The 25379-nt window shown below is 37.5% G+C and carries 26 protein-coding genes; 7 read left to right on the plus strand and 19 right to left on the minus strand.

The genetic code is table 11. The features are described 5' to 3' along the window. Positions 1 to 115: 115 nt before the first annotated feature. The 7 genes from dnaK to gpr form a co-directional block, all read right to left on the minus strand. Positions 116 to 1960: a molecular chaperone DnaK gene (gene dnaK, locus GH754_RS09860; protein ID WP_153728541.1), complete on the minus strand. Its 1845-nt coding sequence runs from the start codon at positions 1958 to 1960 to the stop codon at positions 116 to 118. A 35-nt stretch (positions 1961 to 1995) separates the two neighbouring features. Then, on the minus strand, positions 1996 to 2577 hold the full coding sequence (grpE, locus tag GH754_RS09865) for a nucleotide exchange factor GrpE (protein WP_323741955.1): 582 nt from the start codon (positions 2575 to 2577) through the stop codon (positions 1996 to 1998). A gap of 130 nt (positions 2578 to 2707) precedes the next feature. Next, positions 2708 to 3739, minus strand: coding sequence for a heat-inducible transcriptional repressor HrcA (gene hrcA / locus GH754_RS09870; RefSeq protein WP_153728542.1), 1032 nt, complete (start codon positions 3737 to 3739; stop codon positions 2708 to 2710). Between the two features lie 130 nt (positions 3740 to 3869). Beyond that, positions 3870 to 5015 carry a radical SAM family heme chaperone HemW gene (gene hemW / locus GH754_RS09875; protein WP_153728543.1) on the minus strand — a complete coding sequence of 382 codons (1146 nt, stop codon included), beginning with the start codon at positions 5013 to 5015 and terminating at the stop codon, positions 3870 to 3872. 78 nt (positions 5016 to 5093) lie between these two features. Continuing rightward, positions 5094 to 6905, minus strand: a complete 1812-nt coding sequence (gene lepA, locus GH754_RS09880) for a translation elongation factor 4 (protein ID WP_153728544.1) — start codon at positions 6903 to 6905, stop codon at positions 5094 to 5096. A 329-nt stretch (positions 6906 to 7234) separates the two neighbouring features. After that, positions 7235 to 7582 carry a hypothetical protein gene (locus tag GH754_RS09885; RefSeq protein WP_153728545.1) on the minus strand — a complete coding sequence of 116 codons (348 nt, stop codon included), beginning with the start codon at positions 7580 to 7582 and terminating at the stop codon, positions 7235 to 7237. Between the two features lie 167 nt (positions 7583 to 7749). Next, complete coding sequence (gene gpr / locus GH754_RS09890) at positions 7750 to 8856, minus strand: GPR endopeptidase (RefSeq protein WP_153728546.1); 1107 nt, start codon at positions 8854 to 8856, stop codon at positions 7750 to 7752. 164 nt (positions 8857 to 9020) lie between these two features. Between gpr and rpsT the strand changes: the two genes are divergently transcribed. Next, positions 9021 to 9287 (plus strand): 30S ribosomal protein S20, encoded by a 267-nt coding sequence (gene rpsT / locus GH754_RS09895; protein ID WP_153728547.1) that lies wholly within the window; start codon positions 9021 to 9023, stop codon positions 9285 to 9287. Between the two features lie 44 nt (positions 9288 to 9331). Here the strand turns inward: rpsT and holA are convergent, their stop codons facing one another. Beyond that, entirely contained in the window at positions 9332 to 10357 is a 1026-nt protein-coding gene (holA, locus tag GH754_RS09900; RefSeq protein WP_153728548.1) for a DNA polymerase III subunit delta, read from the minus strand. Between the two features lie 342 nt (positions 10358 to 10699). On the opposite strand from holA, the gene GH754_RS09905 reads away from it, so the two are divergent. Next, positions 10700 to 10837: a YqzM family protein gene (locus GH754_RS09905; RefSeq protein WP_323741956.1), complete on the plus strand. Its 138-nt coding sequence runs from the start codon at positions 10700 to 10702 to the stop codon at positions 10835 to 10837. A gap of 61 nt (positions 10838 to 10898) precedes the next feature. Here GH754_RS09905 and GH754_RS09910 read toward each other — a convergent pair whose 3' ends face one another. The 3 genes from GH754_RS09910 to GH754_RS09920 form a co-directional block, all read right to left on the minus strand. After that, on the minus strand, positions 10899 to 13175 hold the full coding sequence (locus GH754_RS09910; RefSeq protein WP_323741957.1) for a DNA internalization-related competence protein ComEC/Rec2: 2277 nt from the start codon (positions 13173 to 13175) through the stop codon (positions 10899 to 10901). 8 nt (positions 13176 to 13183) lie between these two features. Further along, on the minus strand, positions 13184 to 13753 hold the full coding sequence (locus GH754_RS09915) for a ComE operon protein 2 (RefSeq protein ID WP_153728550.1): 570 nt from the start codon (positions 13751 to 13753) through the stop codon (positions 13184 to 13186). Between the two features lie 84 nt (positions 13754 to 13837). Further along, positions 13838 to 14461 (minus strand): helix-hairpin-helix domain-containing protein, encoded by a 624-nt coding sequence (locus tag GH754_RS09920; RefSeq protein ID WP_153728551.1) that lies wholly within the window; start codon positions 14459 to 14461, stop codon positions 13838 to 13840. Between the two features lie 62 nt (positions 14462 to 14523). On the opposite strand from GH754_RS09920, the gene comER reads away from it, so the two are divergent. Beyond that, on the plus strand, positions 14524 to 15342 hold the full coding sequence (gene comER, locus GH754_RS09925) for a late competence protein ComER (RefSeq protein ID WP_153728552.1): 819 nt from the start codon (positions 14524 to 14526) through the stop codon (positions 15340 to 15342). A 100-nt stretch (positions 15343 to 15442) separates the two neighbouring features. Here comER and GH754_RS09930 read toward each other — a convergent pair whose 3' ends face one another. Genes GH754_RS09930 through GH754_RS09965 form a run of 8 tightly spaced genes read right to left on the minus strand, consistent with a single transcriptional unit; the run spans position 15443 to position 20477 of the window. Further along, on the minus strand, positions 15443 to 16180 hold the full coding sequence (locus GH754_RS09930; RefSeq protein WP_153728553.1) for a class I SAM-dependent DNA methyltransferase: 738 nt from the start codon (positions 16178 to 16180) through the stop codon (positions 15443 to 15445). Between the two features lie 6 nt (positions 16181 to 16186). Beyond that, positions 16187 to 16552 (minus strand): ribosome silencing factor, encoded by a 366-nt coding sequence (rsfS, locus tag GH754_RS09935; protein WP_153728554.1) that lies wholly within the window; start codon positions 16550 to 16552, stop codon positions 16187 to 16189. A gap of 14 nt (positions 16553 to 16566) precedes the next feature. Beyond that, entirely contained in the window at positions 16567 to 17136 is a 570-nt protein-coding gene (yqeK, locus tag GH754_RS09940) for a bis(5'-nucleosyl)-tetraphosphatase (symmetrical) YqeK (protein ID WP_153728555.1), read from the minus strand. Further along, positions 17123 to 17692 carry a nicotinate-nucleotide adenylyltransferase gene (locus GH754_RS09945; RefSeq protein WP_153728556.1) on the minus strand — a complete coding sequence of 190 codons (570 nt, stop codon included), beginning with the start codon at positions 17690 to 17692 and terminating at the stop codon, positions 17123 to 17125. The genes yqeK and GH754_RS09945 overlap by 14 nt, the downstream gene beginning before the upstream one ends. Before the next feature lie 14 nt (positions 17693 to 17706). After that, positions 17707 to 17997, minus strand: a complete 291-nt coding sequence (yhbY, locus tag GH754_RS09950) for a ribosome assembly RNA-binding protein YhbY (protein WP_153728557.1) — start codon at positions 17995 to 17997, stop codon at positions 17707 to 17709. Continuing rightward, positions 17997 to 18845, minus strand: a complete 849-nt coding sequence (aroE, locus tag GH754_RS09955; protein ID WP_153728558.1) for a shikimate dehydrogenase — start codon at positions 18843 to 18845, stop codon at positions 17997 to 17999. Before aroE ends, yhbY begins: the two co-directional genes overlap by 1 nt. A 15-nt stretch (positions 18846 to 18860) precedes the next feature. Further along, complete coding sequence (gene yqeH, locus GH754_RS09960; protein ID WP_153728559.1) at positions 18861 to 19958, minus strand: ribosome biogenesis GTPase YqeH; 1098 nt, start codon at positions 19956 to 19958, stop codon at positions 18861 to 18863. Positions 19959 to 19961: 3 nt separating this feature from the next. Continuing rightward, positions 19962 to 20477: a YqeG family HAD IIIA-type phosphatase gene (locus GH754_RS09965; protein ID WP_153728560.1), complete on the minus strand. Its 516-nt coding sequence runs from the start codon at positions 20475 to 20477 to the stop codon at positions 19962 to 19964. Positions 20478 to 20911: 434 nt separating this feature from the next. Here GH754_RS09965 and sda point away from each other — a divergent pair, with 434 nt between their 5' ends. The 4 genes from sda to GH754_RS09985 all read left to right on the plus strand — a co-directional run bounded on the left by sda (position 20912) and on the right by GH754_RS09985 (position 25379). Continuing rightward, positions 20912 to 21052, plus strand: a complete 141-nt coding sequence (gene sda / locus GH754_RS09970) for a sporulation histidine kinase inhibitor Sda (RefSeq protein ID WP_153728605.1) — start codon at positions 20912 to 20914, stop codon at positions 21050 to 21052. 175 nt (positions 21053 to 21227) lie between these two features. Beyond that, positions 21228 to 23567, plus strand: coding sequence for a Na+/H+ antiporter subunit A (locus GH754_RS09975; RefSeq protein ID WP_153728561.1), 2340 nt, complete (start codon positions 21228 to 21230; stop codon positions 23565 to 23567). Positions 23568 to 23569: 2 nt separating this feature from the next. Beyond that, on the plus strand, positions 23570 to 23908 hold the full coding sequence (locus GH754_RS09980) for a Na(+)/H(+) antiporter subunit C (protein WP_153728562.1): 339 nt from the start codon (positions 23570 to 23572) through the stop codon (positions 23906 to 23908). Beyond that, the gene (locus tag GH754_RS09985) at positions 23901 to 25379 is read left to right on the plus strand and encodes a Na+/H+ antiporter subunit D (RefSeq protein ID WP_153728563.1); all 1479 of its coding nucleotides are present in this window, start codon (positions 23901 to 23903) and stop codon (positions 25377 to 25379) included. The genes GH754_RS09980 and GH754_RS09985 overlap by 8 nt, the downstream gene beginning before the upstream one ends.

Below are 25379 nucleotides of genomic sequence, written 5' to 3' on the forward strand. Positions count from 1 at the left end.
TGTGCAATGGTGAACGAACCAATTTAGTGGTTTTCTAGTAAAAAAGTCAAAGCCAAGATATCCCCTGACTTTGACTTTTTTTGTTTCACTCATTGCTTATCGTATTTTGACAACCTTACTTGTTTTGTTGGTCATCATTTACTTCTTCATAGTCTGCGTCTACAACATCGTCTCCGCCGCCATTAGCACCTTGGCCAGCACCCTCAGCACCTGCCTGAGCTTGTGCTTGTTGTTGAGCTTGTTCATAAAGCTTTACAGATAGATTTTGTACTTGCTCTTCTAAAGCTTCTTTCTTCGCTTTAATATCTTCGAAGTCTTCACCTTCAAGTGCTTTTTGTAATGCTTCTTTCGCTTCCTCAGCTTTTGCTTTTTCATCATCAGAGACTTGTTCACCTAAGTCTTTAATGGTTTTATCGGTAGTAAAGATTAGCTGATCTGCTTCGTTACGAAGGTCGATTTGCTCACGACGCTTTTTATCTGCTTCAGCATTTTCTTCTGCTTCTTTTACCATTTTGTCTACCTCTTCATCAGATAAACCAGAAGAAGACTTAATGGTGATGGATTGCTCTTTGTTTGTACCCATATCCTTCGCACGAACGTTCACAATACCGTTAGCATCAATATCAAAGGATACCTCGATTTGTGGTACTCCACGTGGTGCAGGTGGGATATCTGTTAATTGGAAACGGCCTAATGTTTTGTTATCTTGAGCCATTTCACGTTCCCCTTGTAAGACGTGAATGTCAACGGCTGTTTGATTATCGGCTGCAGTTGAGAAAACTTGTGAATGACTTGTTGGAATAGTTGTGTTACGTTCAATTAATTTTGTTGTTACTCCACCCATTGTTTCGATCCCTAGAGATAATGGTGTTACGTCTAATAATACAACGTCTTGTACATCACCTTGTAAAACTCCACCTTGGATAGCCGCACCAAGTGCAACAACCTCATCTGGGTTTACACCCTTAGAAGGATCTTTACCAATTTCTTTACGAATGGCTTCTTGAACGGCTGGAATACGAGTTGAACCACCTACTAGAATAACATGGTCAATTTCACCTGCACTTAAGCTAGCATCTTGAAGCGCCTTACGTGTAGGTCCCATTGTACGTTCTACTAAATCAGATGAAAGCTCTTCAAATTTAGCACGAGTTAGATTCATCTCTAAGTGTAATGGGCCTGCTTCACCTGCTGTAATAAATGGTAGTGAAATTTGCGTTTGAGTAACACCAGATAAGTCTTTCTTCGCTTTTTCAGCAGCGTCTTTTAAGCGCTGAAGGGCCATCTTATCTTTGGATAAGTCAATGCCATTTTCTTTTTTAAATTCAGAAACCATATGATCGATGATTACTTGGTCAAAGTCATCTCCACCTAGACGGTTGTCACCAGCAGTTGAAACAACCTCAAAAGTACCATCGCCAATATCAAGGATAGAAACGTCAAATGTTCCTCCACCAAGGTCATAAACTAGTACAGTTTGATCTTCATCCTTGTTAATACCGTAAGCAAGTGCAGCTGCAGTTGGCTCGTTAATAATTCTTTCAACTTCAAGTCCTGCAATTTTACCTGCATCTTTAGTTGCTTGACGTTCTGCATCATTGAAGTAAGCAGGTACTGTAATAACTGCCTTTTCAACTGTTTCACCTAGATAATCTTCAGCTGAAGATTTAAGGTGTTGTAGAATAATAGCTGAAATTTCTTGAGGTGTATATTCTTTACCTTCAATTTCCACTTTATAGTCCGTACCCATGTGACGTTTAATAGACTGAATGGTATTAGGGTTTGTAATTGCTTGACGCTTTGCTACTTCCCCAACTTGTCTTTCACCATTTTTAAATGCTACAACAGATGGTGTTGTACGATTACCTTCAGGATTTGGAATTACTTTTGATTCATCGCCTTCCATTACAGCGATACATGAGTTTGTTGTCCCTAAGTCAATACCTATTATTTTACTCATGGTTCATGTTCCTCCTTTATTTCTTTATGTAAGTCTTACTGATTTACTTTTACCATTGCCGGACGGATTACACGATCCTTTAACAGATATCCTTTTTGTAATACTTCGGTAACGGTGTTTGATTCTTTTTCTTCATCAGATTCTTGCATAACGGCTTGGTGAAATTGAGGGTCGAATGGTTTTCCATCTGCTTCAATTTCTTCTACTCCCGCTTTCTCCAAGGCTGTAACAAGCTGGTTATACACCATATTTACTCCGTCAACAAAGGATTTTACACCTTCATCTTCAACCGCGGTCTTTAATGCTCTCTCAAAATTATCTAAGACAGGTAATATCTCTGTCACAACGTCTTGAGATTTATATTTTAAGTCGTTTTCACGCTCTTTTTTTGAACGGCGCTTGTAATTGTCAAAATCAGCTTGAGCTCTAAGCATCTTTTGATAAAGCTCATCTTTTTCCTTTTTCACCTTTTCGAGCTCAGATTGAAGAGAATCTAGTTGCTGGCTATCTTCTTTTTCCTCAACAGAAACATCCTCTACTGTTACTTCTTCCACATTTTCAGTTTCTTCGTTTTCTACTTCCTCATCTACCATTTCTTCTTTGTGCTGATCTTCCACTCCTGTCACCTCGCTTTCTTCTAGTGCAACTATTTAACCGTTTAAGAATATATCATGAAACATTTCAGATTTAAAGCAAAAAGATGGATGGGGAGAAATCCTTTTCCCCATCTATTATCTATTACCGATACTAGGAGTTTTGATACCAACTCTTAAACGTTTTTGTCATTTGATTGGATAGGACATTCAATAGAGAGATAACCTTTGAGTATTCCATCCGAGTTGGGCCCAACAAAGCAATTGTTCCCATATGCTCTTCACCAAGTGCATAGGAAGCTGTTATTAAGCTACAGTCTCTCATTGCTGCATGCTCATTCTCATGACCGATGATGACATTGATACCTTTGTTTTGTGAACGTAGGAGAGGTGCAATTTGATTTTCCTCCTCAATGGCTGAAAACAAATTCCGAACCTTTTCAATGTCCTTAAATTCCGGCTGCATCATAATATTTGTTTTACCACTGACATACAGCTGTGTAGGCTCCTCACTAAACAGGGCCGCTTGAATATAGTCATAGGACTTTTTAAAATCGGTCGTATGCTTCTTCAAAAGAGTCACAACTTCTCGTTCAATTTTTTCATTTAATTTATAGATGGGTACACCCTTAAGTTTGTCATTTAAAATTCGGACCGTTTTTTCCAGATCTGATGGCTCTAGGCCTACAGGAATGGTAAAGGAACGATGCTCTACATGACCTGTATTTGTGACTAGAATGGCCACTGCAGATTGGTTGTTTAATGGCAAAATCTGAAGTTGTTTCAACTCTGTCTCAAACACTTCTGGCCCCAAAATGATGGAAGTATAGTTGGTTAAATCAGATAAAATTTGGGCGGATTTGTTCACAACTCGCTCAAATTCCATCAGCTGATCCCCAAACATACTTTGAATCAAATTCATGTCCTGCCCTGATAATAAAAACGGGGACATTAAATGATCTACATAAAAACGGTACCCTTGTTCAGATGGAATCCTGCCAGAAGAGGAATGGGTTTTTTCTAAAAAGCCCATCTCCTCTAAATCGGCCATCTCATTCCGGATGGTAGCAGAGCTATACTTCACATCTTCCCTTTTTGAAATAGCTCTAGATCCTATCGGTTGGGCAGTATGGATAAAATCATCAATAATCACTTGTAATATAAGTAGCTGACGTTCTGTAAGCAAGATGATCACCCCTGTTAGCACTCATGTTTATCGAGTGCTAATTCTAATAATAACTTATCAAACCGAAATACGATTGTCAATAATCTAGACCTAAATGGAATATCGTCTCAAAACAGCTTGTTGACTGGACTTATTCGAAATCCTCATCCAGTAAAAACATGCTAAATACTTCATTTCCAAACAACATGCCCTCAGGTGTTAGTTTGACAAATTCATCATCTTCTACAAGCCACTTTTTCTGCTTTAACTCCCTAATGGCATCATTGTATAGAACATCCATATTTATCTGGAATTTGGATTTGAATAGCTTCTTAGAAACCCCTTCTGCTTTTCTAAGTCCAAGAAACATTTGCTCTTCAATCTCTTCTTTTTTCGTAATGATTTCTTCATGTAAAATAGGTTTCTCGTTACCCTTTAACCGTTCTATATAATGATTGATGGGGCGCAGGTTAACGATTCGTTTTCCCTGTAAATATCCATGGGCTCCTGCCCCAAATCCAAAGTAATACTCATTGTCCCAATAGGTTAGATTATGCTGACTTTCAAATCCAGGCTTTCCAAAATTACTCACTTCATAGTGATGAAGACCGTTTTGCTCCATTTTCGAAACGAGCAGTTCATACATCTCAGCTTCATCCTCCTCAGGTGGCTTAGATAGCTTCCCTTTTTGATATCGCATATAAAACACAGTTTTGGGTTCAATTTGTAAGGCATAAGCCGAATAGTGAGGTAGCTGATAAGCTAAAGCTGAATTCAACGTACGCTCAAAGTGCTCAATAGATTGTCCTGGCAGTGCATAAATAAAGTCCATGCTAATATTCGATAGGTTGTTTGCTTGTAGCTTGGCCACTGTTTCTTCAACATCACGAACTTGGTGGTTACGATTCAGCATTTTTAAAAATTCATCATCTAATACTTGTACACCGAGGGAAATACGATTGGCCCCGTAATTTCTTAGCATTTTTGCCTTTTCAGATGAGAATTCACCTGGATTTGCTTCTATTGTAAATTCGGTCGCTTGACCGACATCAAAGTAGTCATTAACGATAGACAAAAGTCTCTGAAATTGTGCATCTGACAGACTTGTTGGGGTGCCTCCACCAATGTAGATGGTTTTTACTTGTTTCTTTTCTGTACCTATATAAAGCTCCATTTCCTTTTTCAGTGCATCGAGATATTGGTCAGCTTGTGATTCATTGTAGTAGTTTTTCGTAAAATCACAGTAATGACAAATCTCATGACAAAAAGGGATATGAATATAAACTGATTGAATCAATGACTACACCCTTTTCTCATTGTATAGAATAGCGAAAGCCGCAAGACGGAATCCTGCGGCATGGTTTGATGATTCACTTTAATCTTCATCCATTTGTAATACAGTCATGAATGCCTCTTGAGGGACTTCTACCTTCCCAACCATCTTCATTCGCTTTTTACCCTCTTTTTGCTTCTCGAGTAATTTACGTTTTCTGGAGATATCTCCACCATAACATTTTGAAAGTACATTTTTTCGCATCGCCTTAATGGTGGAACGTGCCACAATGTTATTTCCAATCGCAGCCTGTACCGGAACCTCAAATTGTTGTCTAGGAATAATTTTCTTTAATTTCTCAACAATGATCTTCCCACGGTCATAAGCGAAATCATGATGAACAATAAAGGATAAGGCATCAATTTGTTCCCCATTCAGAAGAATATCCATTTTCACTAACTTAGAAGGTTTATACCCTTTTAATTCATAATCAAATGATGCGTAGCCTTTTGTTTGAGACTTAAGCTGATCAAAAAAGTCATAAACGATTTCAGATAGTGGTATATCATAAACGATATTGACACGGTGTTCATCCATATATTGCATATCAATAAAATCACCGCGTTTCTTCTGACAAATTTCCATAACTGCCCCAACGAAATCGTTTGGAACCATAATGGTGGCATTTACGAATGGCTCTCGAATTTCGGAAATCAGTTGCGGATCAGGCATAAGAGATGGGTTCTCAATCTCTTTTATTTCGCCATCTGTCATTTCTACTTCATAGATAACACTTGGCGCTGTCGTAATTAAATCAATATTAAATTCTCGTTCAATTCTTTCTTGGATAATTTCCATATGTAGAAGGCCCAAGAAGCCACAACGAAAACCAAATCCTAATGCCTGTGATGTTTCGGCCTCATATTGTAGTGCAGAATCATTCAATTCCAAACGTTCCAGAGCTTCACGTAAATCATTATAGTTATTCGCATCAACTGGGAATAACCCACAATATACCATCGGGTTAAGGCGTTTATAACCTGGTAATGGTTCTGCTGCCGGGTTATTAGCAAGGGTAATGGTATCCCCTACTCGAGAATCCCCTACGTTTTTAATTGAAGCCGTCAAATACCCAACATCTCCAACTGAAAGTTCTGTTTTTGGAACTGGTTTAGGGTTAAACACACCGACCTCATTCACTTCAAACTCTTTTCCAGTTGCCATCATCTTAATTTTATCGCCGATCTTTACACTGCCTTCTTTAATACATGTATAAGCAATGACACCTCGGTATGGATCATATAAGGAATCAAAAATAAGTGCTTTTAATGGATCTTCAGGTTCGCCAGCAGGTGGTGGGATTTCCTCAACAATCCTCTCTAAAATGTCATCTATCCCTATTCCTGATTTTGCTGAAGCTAAGATGGCATTATCAGCATCAATCCCAATAACATCTTCAATTTCTTGCTTAACCCGGTCAGGGTCTGCGCTTGGTAAATCAATTTTGTTAATGACAGGGATGATCTCTAAATCATTGTCAAGGGCTAAATAGACGTTGGCAAGTGTCTGAGCCTCAATCCCTTGAGCTGCATCAACAACTAATATCGCCCCTTCACATGCGGCTAAGCTCCTAGAAACCTCATATGTAAAATCGACATGCCCTGGAGTGTCGATTAAGTGAAAGACATAGTCCTCACCGGCTTTAGACGTGTATTGTAATTGAACAGCATTCAGTTTAATAGTAATTCCTCTTTCTCGTTCTAAATCCATCGCATCAAGAAATTGTTCTTTCATTTCACGTTGAGATAATGCTTTAGTTTGCTCTAAAATTCGGTCAGCTAAAGTCGATTTCCCATGGTCTATATGTGCGATGATTGAAAAGTTTCTTATGTTTTTTTGTTTTACGTTTGTCAAAATCCCATCACTCCTGTTTTAAAACACGCACAATGCTAGGTTCGATTATAGCAATAGGGAACGAAACAATCAATGTTGAGGGTACTGCTTAATATAAAATTACAGAAAAAACCAAATCACTGGAATTGTAGCCTAATAATGGGAATTGATTCATTGAATCATTTGCGAAATTTATTGAATCTGATTTGCTATGAATTGCTTTTCTAAATCTAGAAAACCTTTTGAAGCCGAAACTCAGTGACTAAGCCTAGATATCTAAAATTGCACCGCTTTTATATTATTCACGCAAACCTGACCATAAAATAAAACAACCTGATTGATACAGGTTGCTAAACACGATAGAATAATTCAGATATTTGGTAGGCACCTTCAATTAACATATTGAAAAACCATTTCACGCCACCTTCAACAGTTGCCGCTAATTTTTCCGTAAATAATCCTTGATTAATGTCCTGATACTCTTCTTTCTTCTCTTCTATAGGCTTCTGTTCAAAGGATTCACCTAGCAAGTCTACTTGATAATCGTCACCTTGCTTAGAGGCCTCTACTGCATCATATTCATTAACGTCATTTCCGCTCAAGTTATTCATGCCTGTTCCAGCTTGATCAAACCCAACAATGACACCACCTAAAAATAATATAACCATAACGAAAAATGTAATGGTAAACCGTACCATATGATCAACTCCCAATTGTAAAAATAAGCTCTATCTCCAACGCTTTCTCAAGGCGAGCTTCGAATCTATTTACTCTATTAAAATTTATATGGAGAATAGCTAGGAAATAGAACTATTTTTTTACTGCTAGTTTTGAGAAGACAATTGCTCGTTCCGCAATTGTCTTCCTACTTCGTATAATTTTCTTTGTCTTCTTTACGAACTGCCTCGTGTAAAGCACCATTTATGCCAGCAGCTAAAAGATTAGCCGTATCCTCTATAAATCCATCAACTTCCTTTGGCGTAACCATTAAATTATGACCTAAGGGGGCTAACACCTCTTTAATTAATTGACGTTTTTCTTCTTCTGCAAGTCCCCCAACAATCCCCATAAAGGTTTTCCTTTTTTCATCATCTGGAAGGTCCTCTTCAGTAAATTTTTTCTTTTCCCCAAAGGTCATTCCAGATGGGGTTAACGCTTTGGATGGCTTCCCTTGTTCATTCATTTCTCTTCCAAAATGCTTAAGTAAAAAGTCAATCGTATCGCTTGTGATAGTAACTGCATCCACAACGGTTGGAATTCCGATCGAGATGACTGGGATCCCTAGCGTTTCCTTACTCAAATCCTTTCGCTTATTGCCCACACCAGAACCTGGGTGAATACCTGTGTCTGAGATTTGTATAGTTGCATTGACTCGTTCAATTGACCTTGAAGCAAGCGCGTCAATAGCAATAACAAAATCCGGTTTCACTTTATTGATGACACCAAAAATAATATCGCTCGTTTCAATACCTGTCAGTCCCATCACCCCTGGAGAAAGTGCAGAAACAGGACGGTAGCCTTCAGATACATACTCTGGTTGCAGCTTGAATAAATGATTTGTAACGAGCAGCTCCTCTACGGTATAGGGTCCAAGAGCATCAGGTGTAACATTACGATTACCCAGCCCTACCACTAAGCAAGAGGCATCCGGTGCAATATTGTTCATGGATAAATAGCGCTCCAATTCCCTGGCAACAACATTAGAGGTTTCGGTCTGCATCTTAGTATCCTGATTTCGTATACTCTGTGTTTCTAGAGTTAAATAAGATCCAGCTTTTTTTCCAATTGCTTTCGATCCTTCTTCATCAATGTCTACATATGTTATTTTCATATCGCCCTCTTGGCGTTCCTTTACTTTTACCCCTTTAATTTCTTCCGTTTGTTTGGCTGTATCCTCTTGTTCAACAACCATTTCTCTTGCCTCTATCGCAAGGTCGGTTCGTACTTGATACAATTTTTCATTTTTTTCCATACAACGTCCCTCCATTTCATTATTTCATGTTTTCCATTTGAAAAGTTTCTTATACGACAAGGAGGGAATCTTGACACTTTCTATTGAAAACTTTATTATGCTCTGGTAAAATGTCTTTTGTTCTACTATCAGACATTAAAGAGCTTCTTCAGGAGGTGAAATAAATGCCAAATATTAAATCCGCTATTAAACGTGTAAGAATTAATGAAGACAGTCGTAATCAACAGCAAGCATTCAAATCTGAAATGCGCTCTTCTGTTAAACGCGTAGAAGATCTAGTTGAACAAAAAAATGCTGAGCAAGCTAAAGATGCACTAAAAGATGCAGTCAGCAAAATTGATAAAGCTGTTCAAAAAGGAATCATTCACAAAAACAATGGTGACCGTAAGAAATCTAGTCTTTATAAAAAAGTAAACGGTCTTGGCGCATAAAACGAAAAGGAGCAATCCCATTTGGGACTGCTCCTTTTTTGATCTTAATGTTGTTCAACGAAATTATATAAAAGTAGCTCAAACGCTAATTCTTTGTTGACCTCTCCACGTTTCATTTGTTCATCGGTTTTCGTCAACAGTGACATCATCTTATATAACTGTTCAACACTAAAATTACGTTCCCGCTCCAAGGCCATCTTAATGGCATATGGATGAGACTTAATCTTTTTATCCATTTGTGGTTTCGTATAGCCTTTATTTTTTAACAGTTTACATTGTAGAATCAATCTAATTTGAGAGGCTAATAACGCCACTAAGGCAATTGGCTCCTCATTTTGTTTCAGTAAATCTTTAAAAACACCAATCGATGCAACTACATTCCTATTCATGACAGCATCAATCATTTTAAATGCTGATGATTCCGTATGCCTCGATACTAGCTTTTCCACTATTTCCTTTGTAACAGGCTCATTCCCTTCTACATAGTGAGAAAACTTCTCTAATTCCTTTTGCATAGACATTAAATCTGTACCCACTTCATCAATCAAGAGCTGTATGGCATTCGGTTCAATATGTATTTTGAGATCTTTAGCCAATAAATCAATCCACTTTTTCAACTCATATTCCTTTGGTGGCGCACATTTGACGACTTGTCCAACCTTCCTCATTTTCTTAACGATTTTTCTTCTTTCGTCAATCTTTTCATAGGGAGCAACCAAGATAACAACGGTGTGGTCAACTGGATGATCAAGATAATTCTCCAGTACTTCCAACTGATGCTCCACTTTCGATTTATCTGGATTGGCTTTAAAAAAGAAGGCGTTCTTAAGTAACAACACTTTTCGATCCCCGAAAAAAGGGAAGGTTTCTGCATCTAAAATAGCATCCTGAATCGGTGTTTCTTCCATATCGAATGATGAAAAATTCATATCATCGTCTGGATCATCCAGCGTACTTTTGATAATCTTTTGTTGTAAATCTTGTATTAAATAGGTTTCGCTTCCAAATAGTAAATACAAAGGGATATTATTTCCATTATGTATAGTCTGAATAGCTTCAAAATAAGACACGGTTTTCACCCCAAAAATAGCTTGTCTTCATTCAGTATAAAGAAATTTTATTTGAATGGCTACAAAATTTATCAACCGAGTCATTTTTATGATATGATAAAGAGGGAAATGGGTGCGAGCCATTCCCCCCAAAATCTATATGAACGCCTAAACGTCCAGTCCCGGGAAACTGTCATTTAGACGATGTTTGCTTACATACATAGAGTGTGTTTTATTGAATTGAAATATAGGTGTAAAGTGTTGACAAAGCAGGATTTGGAAATGATTTATGAACTTTTGCTGATCATATAGATTTTTTAAAGTAAATCGACTATACTAAGACATGATATAGGAGGGGTAACAGTGAATGAATTTGAAAAACAGGTACAATCCCAAAACCATGATGTAATTGACTCCATTAAAGGATTTGGATTTTCATTTCTCTTCTTTTTTATCATTTTCTTTATCGGCGTGGTCTTTGAAGTTGTAGCCAAATTCTAAATCGCCAAATGTAGAGAGACTTTAAACAAAGTCTCTCTATTTTTTTGAACTCACTCGTATTTTATGGGTACATGTGTGAAAACGTTCCTTGATTTGCGGTGAAAATATAAATAATTGCACCATGTTTATCTGTTCGATGGATATTAATTTGTTGTTGTTGCAAGCGGGTGATTGCTTCGTAGGCTGGATGTCCGTATATGTTATTCCTTCCAACAGAAATTAGTGCATGTTTCGGTCGCGTGCTTTTTAGGAAGCGTTCAGAAGTAGAAAATTCACTCCCATGATGGGCAACTTTTAATATATCCACTTGTAGTTTTGGATAACGTTCCATCAGTTTATGTTCAATTTCCGAATCAATATCACCAGTAAATAAAAATGACTGATTGCCTAGGCGGGTCAAAAGCACGATGGATTTGTTATTTTCGGATTGGTATTCATATTCCTGTTTGGGATGAAGTACATAGAAGGATGTACCAGCAATATTTAATTTCATTCCTTCAGAAAGAGGCTGGTATTGTGCTGAAGTGGAAAGTTTTTTGTCTATTTTCATATCCCGATGTGTATATAAATTTTTCACATCAAATTGCTCCATAATAAAAGGATAACTGCCTGCATGATCTTGATCTGCGTGTGTGATGATGAGATGGTCGATTTTCGTAATTCCTTTAGACCACAAGAAAGGTTGAATGATTCGTTTCGCTGTTGCATTTTCCTCGACTTCGGTTTCATCATCAAATGGAAGCGTAACTTCGGCTGCTGCATCAATCATGATAATACCCTTCCGTTTTGGTAGTTCTATAACAATGGTATCGCCCTGCCCCACATCTAACATCGTTACCTGCCCGTGAGGATTAAAATAGGGTTTCAATTGTTCAGCTAACAGAAGGAGTACAAGTAACGATGCAAAAACAAGAGCAGGTTTTCTTCTATTACCCTCAAGTTGCTTCATGAAAACATAAAACAAGGCATAATAAACCCCAATTGTAAGAAGGGATATTTCCCCAATGACCCACAAAAATTTTTGCCCATTTGCAAAGCTGAGTAAGGTATTTAAAAATGGTTCATGTATATTCGTTAAAAAAAAGTCAATCGGAAGGGTAAGCAAAGTAGGAGTCCAGGACAAGAGCACAGCGATTAAGGTTATCGGGATCACGATAAAGGAAAAATACGGAACAAACAAAAGATTAGCGAGTAAAGAAAGAGGACTAACATAATAAAAGTGAAGCAATTGCAGTGGAATGAGAACCATTTGACTGATAAAACTAACATACAGGCTCCCCCAAAGGAAAGATGGTGTCATTACTAAAATTTTGCTCGACAATATTAAGGAAAAGGTGACTAGGAAGGAAAATTGAAAGCTTAACTGTGTAATTAAAGTTGGATCAAGAATAATAAAGAAGATCCCCGTAACACTAATTACATCGATTAAGGACCATCTCCATTTAAAAAGAGAGGACAGAAACAAAACCTCTGCCATGAAAACAGCTCTTAAGACAGGCGGAGCACCATTAGCAAGGATTGCATAGATAGGGAGCAAAATGAGGAGAAGATACTTAGTTCTTTCAACAGACATTTGAAATACTCGAGTACACAATAAATACAGAAATAAGATAATTAACCCCACATGAAGACCTGATATAGCTAGTAGATGAGAGAGGTTCCAGTGTTGAAAATCCGTGATTAAATGCGCAGATAGTTGACTCTTATCCCCGAATATTAGGGCCTTTATCCAATTGTAACTAGAGGACTCATATCGTAATTCTAATGAGGTCAGAATTTGTTGTTTAATGTTCAGTGGAAAGGCAATCCACCCCTGTCCTGTACATTCAATGTCAGTTTCTTTAACGTTCATTTGTACAAAGATACCCATTGACTGTAAATAGGACTGATAATCAAATGCTCCAGGATTTCGTGCTGGAATTGGAGTAGTAAGGGTACCTGTGATTTGACAGGATGCCCCATACTGAAAACTGTCTGTATACCGCTCATTATAATCATAGACATTTATGAGAATCTTCTCTTTCGTTAAGCTATCATTCAGGGTAAACGTTATATGTGTCGGGTGTATTTCTGGGTTTGAACGAATTTCCCCCTCAATAAAGGTATTTTCTTTGTTAACTTCATAATGGGTGTCCTCAAATGAAGAATAATGGGAGAAGAATAGGATTGAAGCTGAGGAAAGAATAAAAAAGAGCCAGGATTTAGGTTTTCGCCTTTGGTGTATATAAAATAAAATAAGCAAAAACCACAATCCTAGCCAAACGATCTGGGACTCGTTCCACAATGAGAACAAGGAAAGGATAAAAATCCAATGCCATTTTCCCTTCAATATATCCACCTTTTTTCTTAATCTAGATTCGTAAATAGACGATTTGCTTCCGCACGTAATTCTTCCATTTCATCAGAAGAAAGACCTGCATCTTCTAATTGCTGAAACAGTTTGGAATAAAATAATACTTTTTCCTTTGCTTTTGTATCAATGTTTAAATAATCAAGCTCTACTTTCACAACTTCTACACCAGCATCTTCAAACAATTCAATTGCATAAGGATGATTTTTATAATCTTCCGCATAAAAAACTCGTTTAATTCCGGCTTGAATTAGAGATTTACAGCATTGCAAACAAGGGAAGTGTGTTACATAGACCTCTGCACCGTCGGTAGGTACACCAAATTTCGCACACTGTAATAAGGCATTTACCTCTGCATGGACGGTTCGAACACAATGCCCCTCTATGACATAACAGCCTTCATCAATACAATGAACTCCACCAGATACACTACCATTATACCCTCCAGCAATAATTCTTTTATCTCGAACAATCGTTGCTCCTACTGCTAAACGCTCACATGTGCTTCTTAATGCTAACAAATGGCTTTGAGCCATAAAATATTGGTCCCACGAGATTCTTTCCATGCTATCCCCACCTTAGTAAGTTCTGTTCAACCTGATAACTTGTTCCATATTAGCTAGTTTACCGATTCTACATCATTCGCGCAATTACGGCACGGTAATTTTATCAATAAATTTTTCAAGCGTTTTTTCACCAATACCTGTTACATTTACTATGTCATCCTTACTTTGAAACGGTCCATTTTCCTCCCGATACTGAATGATAGCTTCCGCTTTGGCAGGACCAATACCTGGCAGGGTTAATAAATCCTGTACTAAGGCATGATTGATACGAATCTTGCCACTCTTTTCATTTATCGTGGTGTATTCAACTTCTTCATTAGCCTTCAATACAACAATAGCCATTTCATCATATACACGCTCAGCCAAATTCACTGACAAAGGATCCGCTTGTTCTGTCATTCCACCTGCCAAGGTAAGGGCATCATTTACTCGAGCATCTGAAGATAACTGATATACCCCGGGATGGTGAACCGCACCCTTCACATCTACTTTCACTTGCTCTACCTCAAAATTTTCACTTTTGCCAAGAGAATCCTCTTCCACCTTTACATCTGGTTCCTTCTCTAAGATGACCTGTTCTACTTCAGCCTCTTCTCCACGATTTGTCATTACAACTACAAGAACAAATATTACCAAAATAAAACCAATCCACAATTTAAACAGTATTCGTTTGTTCACTTTCACTTTTTTAATTCTACCTTCTTTCATAATTAATGTTTTGCCTTCATACAAATAAAAAGAGATACATGGGTGTAAAGGAGGGAACAGATATGAAATGGGGAGTCATAGGAACAGGAAACATGGGAAGTGTTTTAATTGACGCTTGGTTAACGAGTGGGGTTGTTGCTGAGGATGACCTATGGATTCATAATCGTACATTAGCGAAGGCCTTTGACATAAAGGATCATTACCCGTCTATTAATGTTTGTACGACACCCGAAAGAGTAGTTAAGAATGCCGATATTATTTTTGTATGTGTCAAGCCCCTACAAGTAATCCCTTTTTTAAATCAAATCAATAAACACCTACGCCCTGAACAATGTATAGTTTCTATAACTAGTCCAATTTCTGTTCAAGAACTCGACCAGGTTGTTCCTTGTCAAACAGCACGCATTATTCCAAGTATTACAAATCGAGCGACAGCAGGTGCTACATTATTAACCTTTTCCGATAGAATAGAGGAAACGATGAAAGCCTATCTCATTCAAAGCTGTAAATTGTTTTCCATTCCTGTTGAGATAGATGAGGCCGTCACAAGAGTATCATCTGATATTGTATCGTGTGGACCCGCATTCTTAAGCTATCTTATTCAAGCATTCATAAGGGCATCTAAGGATTACGGGTTAGATGAGGAAAATGGGACCTTATTTGCTGAGAAAATGATTGTTGGCTTTGGTAAATTAATTGAGGAAGGACATTATTCACTAAAAAGTCTTCAGGAGAAGGTAACGGTTAAAGGTGGCGTTACAGGTGCAGGTTTGAAGGTTTTCGATGATGAATTAGGGGACTTATTTTATCACTTACTCCAAGCTACCCACGATAAGTATGGTGAGGATCGTCATCATGTAGCAAATCAGTTATCCAAGTAATAACATTCGACATGAATAGATAATATCCTTCTTAGTATGACGAAAATCAAAAATTTATCCGAAAATATAAAAGAGGAAGCATTTCGCTTCCTCTTTTACATTATTTTTTACAGACAAAAAAGATTCGATCTGCTTGTTCATCTAAAGAATCGGTTGAAAAATCACTATAAGTGCCAAGTATATCAAACCCGATTTGCTGTAAAGTTTCCTGATAAAAGCTTACTGGAAATGTCCGCTGTTCGTGAAATTCATCAAAACGGTCATAGGAACCCCGATCATTTTTCACAAAAAAAGATAAATCATGTTGAACCGATAATGGCTCTTCCCCTTCGTCACAAAACCAAATGTAAGACACTTCGTCTCGAACCTCGGCAAAGGTCTGATTTGTTAAAAATTCTATATAATTTTCCGAGTGTATATCAAACATAAATAGGCCATCTGTTTGTAGTGCTTGATAAATATGTGTAAACATAGATTTTAAATCTTGTGGATCCGTAATGTAGTTCACGACATCACAATAGCTGACGGCTAAATCATATTTCATGGAACTGTTAAAGGTTCGAATATCCTGTTCTACCCAGGTAACAGATAAATTACGTTCCTGCGTTTTCTGATTGGCAATGGACAACATCTCAGACGATAAATCCACACCTGTGACATCGTATCCAGACTTTGCTAATCGAGCGGAAATCTCACCTGTACCACACCCTAAGTCCAAAATAGACGTCGTTTTGGATTGATATTGTTTGATGATTGTTTGGGTAAAATACAGCCATTGTTCATAGGGTGCCTGATCCATTAACTGATCATAATAATGTGCGAAACTTTGATAGGTCATGTTACCTTACCCCTCACTACTAACTAACAAATCACTGGCAGGCACGAGATCGGCATCTCCCCATAAACGTTCCAGGTTATAATACCGACGCTCCTCTTTATGGAAAATATGACAAACAACATCATCTAAATCAACTAAAACCCAACGCGATTGTTCAAAGCCTTCTGTTTTTTTCACTTCATGTCCCTGTTCTGCAACTTGCTCTTTAATTTCACGAGCAATAGCCTGTACTTGACGTTCATTGCTACCATGGCAAATAAGAAAATAATCCGCGATTAATGAAACATCTTTCATATCAAGTGCAATAATATCTTCTGCTCTTTTATCATCACATGCTTTGGCTGCTAATTGTAGTAGTTCTTTACTATCCATCCCATCATCCTCCATTAGTTATTTAAATATCTGGTTAGATCATTATAAGCCTGAAATGTGTCCGGATAAATCGGCTGCTTTTTACTCATCAAAAAATTTATCGTGTTTTTTAAGGCGTGTCGACAGCCTTGATTTAAATCTTTCCAAGCAGATTCTCTAACCTCATCAACGCCAGGGAACTTTCTACCTGGCTCAATATAGTCAGCTAAAAATACAACTTTTTCAAGTGTCCCCATATGAGCACGTCCGGTCGTATGGTATCGAATCGCATTTAATATTTGTTCATCATTTATCCCATACTTATTTTCTATTACATAAGCTCCCACAGGACCGTGCCATAATTCATGATGATATTCCAATAAATCCTTTGGAAGTTTGGGTTCACTCGAAATGGTACGCTCCATCTCTTCCTTTGGATGGTATTTAGCAATATCATGAAAAGCTGCAGCTAACTCTGTTTGATGTTGATCAACATCATTTTGCTTTGCTAATTTTACCGCTGTATCAACAACTCGCACTGTATGCTCATAGCGTTGTGTTTTTAAATGCGGACGTACAATCTCCAACGCATCATTTAAATCCATATAATTCCTGCTCCCTTATATAATCCAACACTTCATTTAGAATCCAGTAATATACCGGGTTTCCAGCATCCAAGCGTTTCCTGATTTCGGTAGATGAAATCTCAATCATGGGGATTTCAACCTCTGTAATGGAATAAGCACTAGCTAAAGAATAACCTTCTCTTGCTACACCTACAAACTGGACCATACCCATCAATTCATCTATTTTATGCCATTTAGGTAAATACTCCACCATGTCTGCACCGATAATAAAGAAGAATTCATCATCAGGATGGCTAGATTGTAGAGCTTTTATCGTATCAACTGTATACGACCTTCCCTCCCGCTCAAGTTCAAATGTCTCTAAACGGAAGTGAGGATTTTCCCGAATTGACAGATCAACCATTTCCTTTCGATGTTCAGGTTCGGTTGTTGTTGTATCCTTATGCGGAGGAACAGAGGAAGGTATAAACCAAATCTCATCCAGTTTCAGCTTCTGATATACCTCTTCCCCGATAATAAGATGTCCAATATGCGGCGGGTCGAATGTTCCACCTAATAATCCTATTTTTCTCATAACATCTACCTTTTCTACGGTAATTCAATCTGTTTATTTTCAACAGATTCTTTATATAATACAATTGTGAGCCCAATTAATTGGACTAGTTGACTGTTAGACTTTTCTGCTATCTCTTTAGCAACCTCGTCTTTATCCTCAAAACAATTTTGTAATATGCTTACTTTTATTAATTCACGTTTTTCGAGTGCTTCATTGATTTGTGTAATTAAATTATCGTTTACACCTGCTTTTCCTACTTGGAAAATAGGCTTTAAATGGTGTGCCTTTGATCTCAAGAAGCGTTTCTGTTTTCCAGTTAACATCATGAACCACCTTTCAATTTTTGTTCAAGTCGCTCTAGCAAGTTAGATGGATCCACTTTTTGACCTGTCCATAATTCAAATGCTAATGCTGCTTGATATAAGAGCATGCCATGTCCATAATGGATTCGAGCTCCTTTTTTCTTAGCTGTTTGTAAGAATTTTGTTTCAATTGGATTATAAATAATATCACTTATAACCGTATTATTCCTTATATTTTGCAATTCTATTGGCATCAATCCAACATCCGGAGTCATTCCTATATTTGTCGTTTGCACAATTAGGTCGTATTTACTGATATTTTCCTCAGCCTTTTGTAACGACAATATGGTTGTATCAACATCTGGTTGCTTAATAGAACGTATCTTTTCTGCACGTTCTAATGTGCGATTGGCAATATCAATCATTGTAAAGCCTTCACGGTTCAGGGCATCATAAATTCCCCTAGCGGCACCTCCCGCTCCAATCATAAGAACCTTTTTATCACCGGTCTGGTCAAACAAATCTGGATAGCTATTTTTTAAAGATGAAATATACCCTTTCCCATCCGTATTATAGCCTATCAGTTTTCCATTTTTGTAAACAACGGTATTAACGGCACCTATTGACTTGGCACTCTCCTCTACTTCATCGATAAGTTCCATTATTTTTTCCTTATAGGGAATGGTTACATTAAAACCATCCATCTTCATAAGCTTGAACTCTGAGATTCTCTCTTCTAATTGTTCCTCTTGAATCTCATATGGTAAATAACGGCCTTCTACTTCTGCCATCTCCATAAATTGTCCATGAATCCAAGGTGATAAGGAATGCTTAATCGGATTGCCAATGACACCTAGCTCGTAACCCATAAACTCTCTTCCCCCTTAAATTAAAGCCTCTCTTAGGGAAACACGAACCCCCTCAGGAATATAGGCAGTCACCGTTGTTCCCCCTTCTGTCACTGTCACCCAGCCTAATCCCGAAAACACAATATCTGTTTTTTCTTTTATATGAAAGGATTGGGGCTTAAGTGTCGGTAATTCCTCTAAAGTATCAGCATTAGGCGGCTCCAGCAATTCACCTATATGATTTTGATAGAGCTCATCAGCTTTTTCCGTTTTTGTCCGATGAATCATCAACTCATTTGAAAAGTAACAGACAAAGGATTTCCGATCCCCTTTTTCAAAGTCAAGACGTGCTAAGCCTCCGAAATATAAAGTTTGTCCCTCGTTGAGTTGATAGACTCGTGATTTAATCTCTTTCTTCGGTGTGATTACTTTTAAATCCTGTTCTGATATGTAATGAGCCATCTGATGTCGATTAATCACTCCTGGTGTATCGTACATCGACGTTCTTTCATCTAGAGGAATATCAATAAAGCCAAGAGTTGTGCCTGGAAAATAGGATGTCGTAATCGCTTCTTTTTCTCCTGTCGTTTCGTGAATTAAATAATTAATGAAGGTTGACTTCCCAACATTTGTACAACCCACTACATAGACATCTTGATTATTCCTAATCTTTTCAATCCCAGTAGCAACTTCATCCATCCCTATACCTTTTTTGGCTGAAACTAAAAAGACATCCTCAACTTTCAGACCTAAATCCTTTGCCGCTTTTCTCATCCAATTTTTCACCTTGTTAGGATTAATGGATTTAGGTAATAAGTCAACTTTATTTCCAACTAATATAATTGGATTTTGACCCGTAAATCTTGCAAGACCTGGAATAAAGCTTCCATTAAAATCAAAGATATCGATGACCTTAACAACTAAAGCGTTAGAATCGCCAATCTGCGTTAACATTTTCAGAAAGTCATCATCTGTTAAAGAGACATCCTGCACTTCGTTATAATGCTTTAGCCTAAAACAACGTTGACAGGTAATCTCTTCGCGATTTAAAGCAGAAGGAGGTGCATAACCTAGCCCTTTTTTATCCTCGGTTTGTATTTCAACACCACAACCGTGACATATAATTTCACTCATTCTCTATTCCTCCCACGTAATTAAGCCTTTTTTTCGAAACCAGTTTAGGAGCATGCGTTCAATTCTTCGGTTAAATTTTGTCACAACACCATCCGTTTTTACAACGGGGACAACTAAAATGGTATAAAATTTAGCCGAATTCCCACCCAAGACATCTGTAAGCAGCTGATCTCCAACTACTACAATTTGATCTTTTGGCAGGTTCATTGCCTTTTGAGCCTTCCGAAAAGCTCGTGATAATGGTTTTCGGGCTTTATATATAAAGGGGATGTCCAAAGGCTTTGAAAAATGTCGAACTCTCTCTTCATTATTATTGGACATGACCGTCACTTGGATACCGTGGTCTTTCATGAGTTTGAACCATTCAATAATCTCAGGAGTCGCATCTTTTTGGTCCCAAGCAACTAAGGTATTATCTAAATCGGTAATAATTCCATTAATTCCTTTTTCCTTTAATTCTTCAGGCGTGACTTCAAATACTGTTTTGACATGTTCATTAGGTAAAAACCTTTTTAACAACTTGTTCACCTCTAACTTAAGCATCTATTCAATGTTGGTATCATCTAACATCATATACAATTTACGGATTTGATTCAAAATAAATCATAAATAAACTAACTATTTTATGTTGAAATTCAGTTTAAATGACCAAAAACCTTTCGACAAATTGCGCCATATCACGACTGTGGATAACTTTATTAACATAATCAACAGCATAAAAACAACATTTCCAATTAATAACTCACAACTTATTCACAGTACAGTGTGGATATCGGCGTTATTGTGCATTACCCCCATTCGTGATAGAGTAAAAATATAGAAAATTTAGTCTTGCTGAAGTTTCTATATGCCTTAATAAGCGGGGTTTTAAGACCTCATATTAGCTCACAAATTTTTTATTAAGAAAGAGTTTTGTACAGGAGGTGAGCGGCCAACATATTGGCTTCATAATTATGGAACATTTGTCGGACGAGCTGTTAATTGAATCATATCATAAGGCATGTGAACTTAAATTAAGTAAAGAATTTATTCAATTAATCGAGGATGAAATACAAAGAAGATCATTATTTCACAAAATTAGACAAAGTGGTTAACGTAAAAAATCTTTTCGTTTATATATACCCCTTATTACAAATACTTTTTGTAATAAGGGGGTTTTTATTTGATTCAGTTAATAATTTAAAGCTACAATATGTTTGTATATATAATTTAAAATCAGTTAGAATGAAAAAGATATTTTATAAACTGAATAGGGAGGATTTTGTTTAGATGATTTATGCAGTTTTTGCCCCTTTAATCATAACATTGCTCATACCATTATTGAGTAAATGGAAAGAGAGAGTACATACGGGCTGGTTCATACTACCTGTTCCAATTTTAATTTTCATTTACTTTGTTCAATTTGTCGGTGAAAACTTTACACCACATTCTGAATCCTATTCTTGGATTCCTTCCCTTAATATTTCAATTGATTTTTACCTGGACGGATTAAGCCTACTCTTCGTTCTGCTCATAAGTGGTATTGGCTCTCTCGTCGTCCTCTATTCCATCTATTATTTACATAAGTCAGAACAATTAAAGCAATTTTATATTTACTTATATATTTTTATGTTTTCCATGCTTGGTGTTGTCCTTTCAGATAATGTGTTTGTGCTTTATTCTTTCTGGGAGTTCACATCTTTATCATCCTTTTTACTCATTGGGTATTGGCATTACCGTGAACGTTCACGCTATGGCGCATTGAAATCAATGCTCATCACAGTTTTTGGTGGCCTTAGTCTTTTTGGGGGATTAATCACCTTATCTGTGATTACCGAAACCACCAGTATTCAAGCTATGATTGAGCAAAAGGATCTTATTGTAAACCATAGCTTGTTCCCATTAATTCTAGTATTCATTTTGTTAGGAGCATTTACAAAATCAGCTCAATTTCCGTTTCATATATGGTTACCTGACGCGATGGAGGCACCAACACCTGTTAGTGCTTACTTGCATTCAGCCACGATGGTTAAAGCAGGTATATTCTTAGTGGCACGATTTTCACCTATATTAGGCGGAGAACCGAGTTTCTTTATTATCGTCAGCCTTTTTGGAATCGTTACCCTGTTCTGGGCATCCTTTATGGCGGTTCGTCAAACCGATTTAAAAGGAATCCTTGCTTTTTCAACAGTCAGTCAATTAGGCATGATTATGGCAATGCTCGGTTTTGGTACAGATGTCGCCATATTTGCTGCGGTATTTCATATTTTGAATCACGCAACCTTTAAAGGTAGTTTGTTTATGATTGCAGGTATTGTTGACCATGAAACTGGGACAAGAGACGTTCGTAAGCTTGGCGGACTCATGACCTTTATGCCTATGTCAGCAACTTTAGCCTTATTCGGTGTCTTTTCTATGGCTGGTGTCCCTTTACCATTTTTTAATGGTTTCTATAGTAAAGAGTTATTTTTTGAATCAGCTATTGACCTACCAGGCTTTAGTGGCGCCTTTGTTGAGTTCTTGCAGCAAGCTATTCCATACATCGCTGTCATCGGGAGTATTTTCACATTTGTTTATTCCATGTACCTGTTCTTTAGTACATTTAGAGGTAAATATAAAGAACATGAATTAAAAACAAAGCCACATGAAGCGCCTTTAGGTATGCTGATTTCACCTTCCATTTTGGTTCTAGGAGTTATCTTAATCGGATTATTCCCGAACATGGTCAATGAATCCTTCCTAGCTCATGCTGCTACAGCTGTATTTGGAGACGGATTTCATGCACATGAGGTGAAGTTTTGGCACGGGTGGGAATCCCCTGCTCTTCGCATGTCCTTAATTGTGGTAGGTGTAGGTACGATACTAGCTATTACACGAAAGAAATGGACTTCCGTTTATACGGTGTTCCCTAGAAGGCTAAGCTTTAATGAACTCTACAACTATATTGTGGATTCCATAGAAAAGGGCTCAACTAAGATTACAGAAACCTATATGACAGGCTCTATTCGTCACTATGTTTCATATATTTTAGGCTCAATTTTAATCATTACAGGTGCCATTCTTTTTATCACCAATGGGGTTACGATTGAATTCGATGATTTAGCACCGATCACCATTCCTGAAATCTTAGTAGGTCTTACAATGGCTATTGCTGCAATTGCATCGATTTTTACGAACAATCGCTTATCTCTCATTATTATTGTCGGTGTAGTTGGTTATGGTCTCTCTGTGCTATTTGTTATTTATCGGGCACCTGATTTGGCCTTAACTCAATTAATTGTGGAGACGGTCACAGTAGCCTTATTCTTACTTTGCTTTAAGCATCTGCCAGAGCTTAAAAACCTACCGTCACATCCAGGTGTTAAGTCTATTAACTTTTTAATTTCTGTAGGCTTTGGGGTTTTAGTTACGCTAATTGGAATTAGTTCTCACAGCTCCAAACTATTTAGCCCTATTTCGGAGTATTTCATAGAAGAGTCGGTTCCTTTAGGCGGAGGTCATAATGTTGTCAATGTCATTTTAGTTGATATGCGTGGTCTAGATACCTTGTTTGAAATCACGGTGTTAGGTATTGCAGCACTTGCTATCTATGCTCTCATCAAACTTCGCCATGATAAGGAGGCGAAATAAACATGGAAATTATTATGGCAGTACTCGCTGGACTTCTGTTTGCAACAGCGATTTATAATTTACTCCAAAAACAAATTTTACGAATTATTATTGGGACTGTGCTTCTATCGCACGGTGCCCACCTCTTTATCTTAACAATGGGGAAACTAAAGCGAGGGGACCCACCCATTATTGTTGAAGGGGCAGGTCCTTTTACAGATCCCCTGCCACAGGCTCTAATATTGACTTCCATTGTAATTAGCTTTGGGGTCACAAGCTTTTTATTAGTGCTTGCTTACCGGGCATCAACATTAAATAAGACTGATAATATGGAAGAATTAAGGGGAAGTGAACATGAGTAACATAGCAGTTTTACCGATTTTAATACCGTTAGTAGCAGGTATTATTACCATCTTTTTTCATAAAAAAATAAAAGCTGTACGATTCTTTGCTAAATTAGTGACCCTTTTAAACTTAGGAGTAGCAGTATGGATTGGTTATTATGTCATTCAAAATGGAACAGTTGTGTTAGAAACCGGGGATTGGGTTGCTCCATACGGCATTGTAATGGTCGCAGATCGCTTAGCCATTTTCTTGGTCATAACCACGAATATTATTGCAACAGCCTGTGTGTTTTTTGCGCAGCATTCATTATCTCTTAAGCAGGAACAATTTTATTTCTACACATTCTATTTCCTATTAATTACAGGGGTATCTGGAGCATTTCTTACCGGTGACCTATTCAACCTTTTCGTTTTCTATGAAGTTTTACTAATGGCTTCTTATGGGTTAGTTATTTTAGGAGGAGAACGAGTTCAACTAAGAGAATCACTTAAGTATGTTCTCTTAAATCTATTTTCTTCCATGCTCTTTGTTACAACCGTAGCCTTTCTTTATTCCGTTGTCGGTACGATAAACATGGCACAGATTGCTCAACGCGTTCAAGAGGTTGAACAAACTGGGATTCTAACGACTATCGGAATTGTGTTGTTTTTCGTATTCGCAACAAAAGGGGCGATATTCCCGCTTTATTTTTGGTTGCCAAAGTCCTACATCGTACCAAACACTGTTGTATCAGCTTTATTTGGGGCTCTGTTAACCAAAGTGGGGATTTATTCGATTTTAAGAACCTTTACTTTAATGTTCACGAACGATACTGGAGTGACCCATGAACTGTTTATTTGGTTAGCTGCATTATCCATGCTATTCGGTGTTATTGGCGCTCTTTCAACAAATAATATTAAGCTTATCATTGCTTATAACATCATCCCAGCTGTTGGCTTTATGCTAATGGGGATTGGATTACTGAATGATGCGGGTATTTCCGGCTCTGTCTATTACTTAATCCATGACATGATCATTAAGGCGGCATTATTCTTAATGGTTGGAGCTTTAGCCTATCTGGCCGGAACATCTGATTTAACGAAAATGAAGGGTATGATTCACCACTATCCTCTTTTAGGTTGGATGTTTTTCATTGGTTCACTCGTACTAGCTGGGATTCCGCCATTTAGTGGCTTTATCGGAAAGCTATTGCTATTGCGTGGAGGTATTGAAGAAGAACGATTTGTCATTGTAGTCATAGGCTTACTCACAAGCTTGCTCATCTTATTATCCATGATGCGCATTTTTATGAGAGGCTTTTGGGGAGAAAAACCGGATATAAAGGTGCAGCCTAAACAAGCTCGTAAGTTGATGATGCCAGCTGTATTCCTGTTGACTCTTTCTATTATATTAGGTATCGGGGCTGAGTGGTTTTACCCTCACGTCGATACAATTACGACTGAATTACTTGATCAAGGTAGCTATATTGATTCTGTGTTAAAGGAGTAA

Source organism: Salinibacillus xinjiangensis, from assembly GCF_009649735.1.
Taxonomy (GTDB): domain Bacteria; phylum Bacillota; class Bacilli; order Bacillales; family Alkalibacillaceae; genus Salinibacillus; species Salinibacillus xinjiangensis.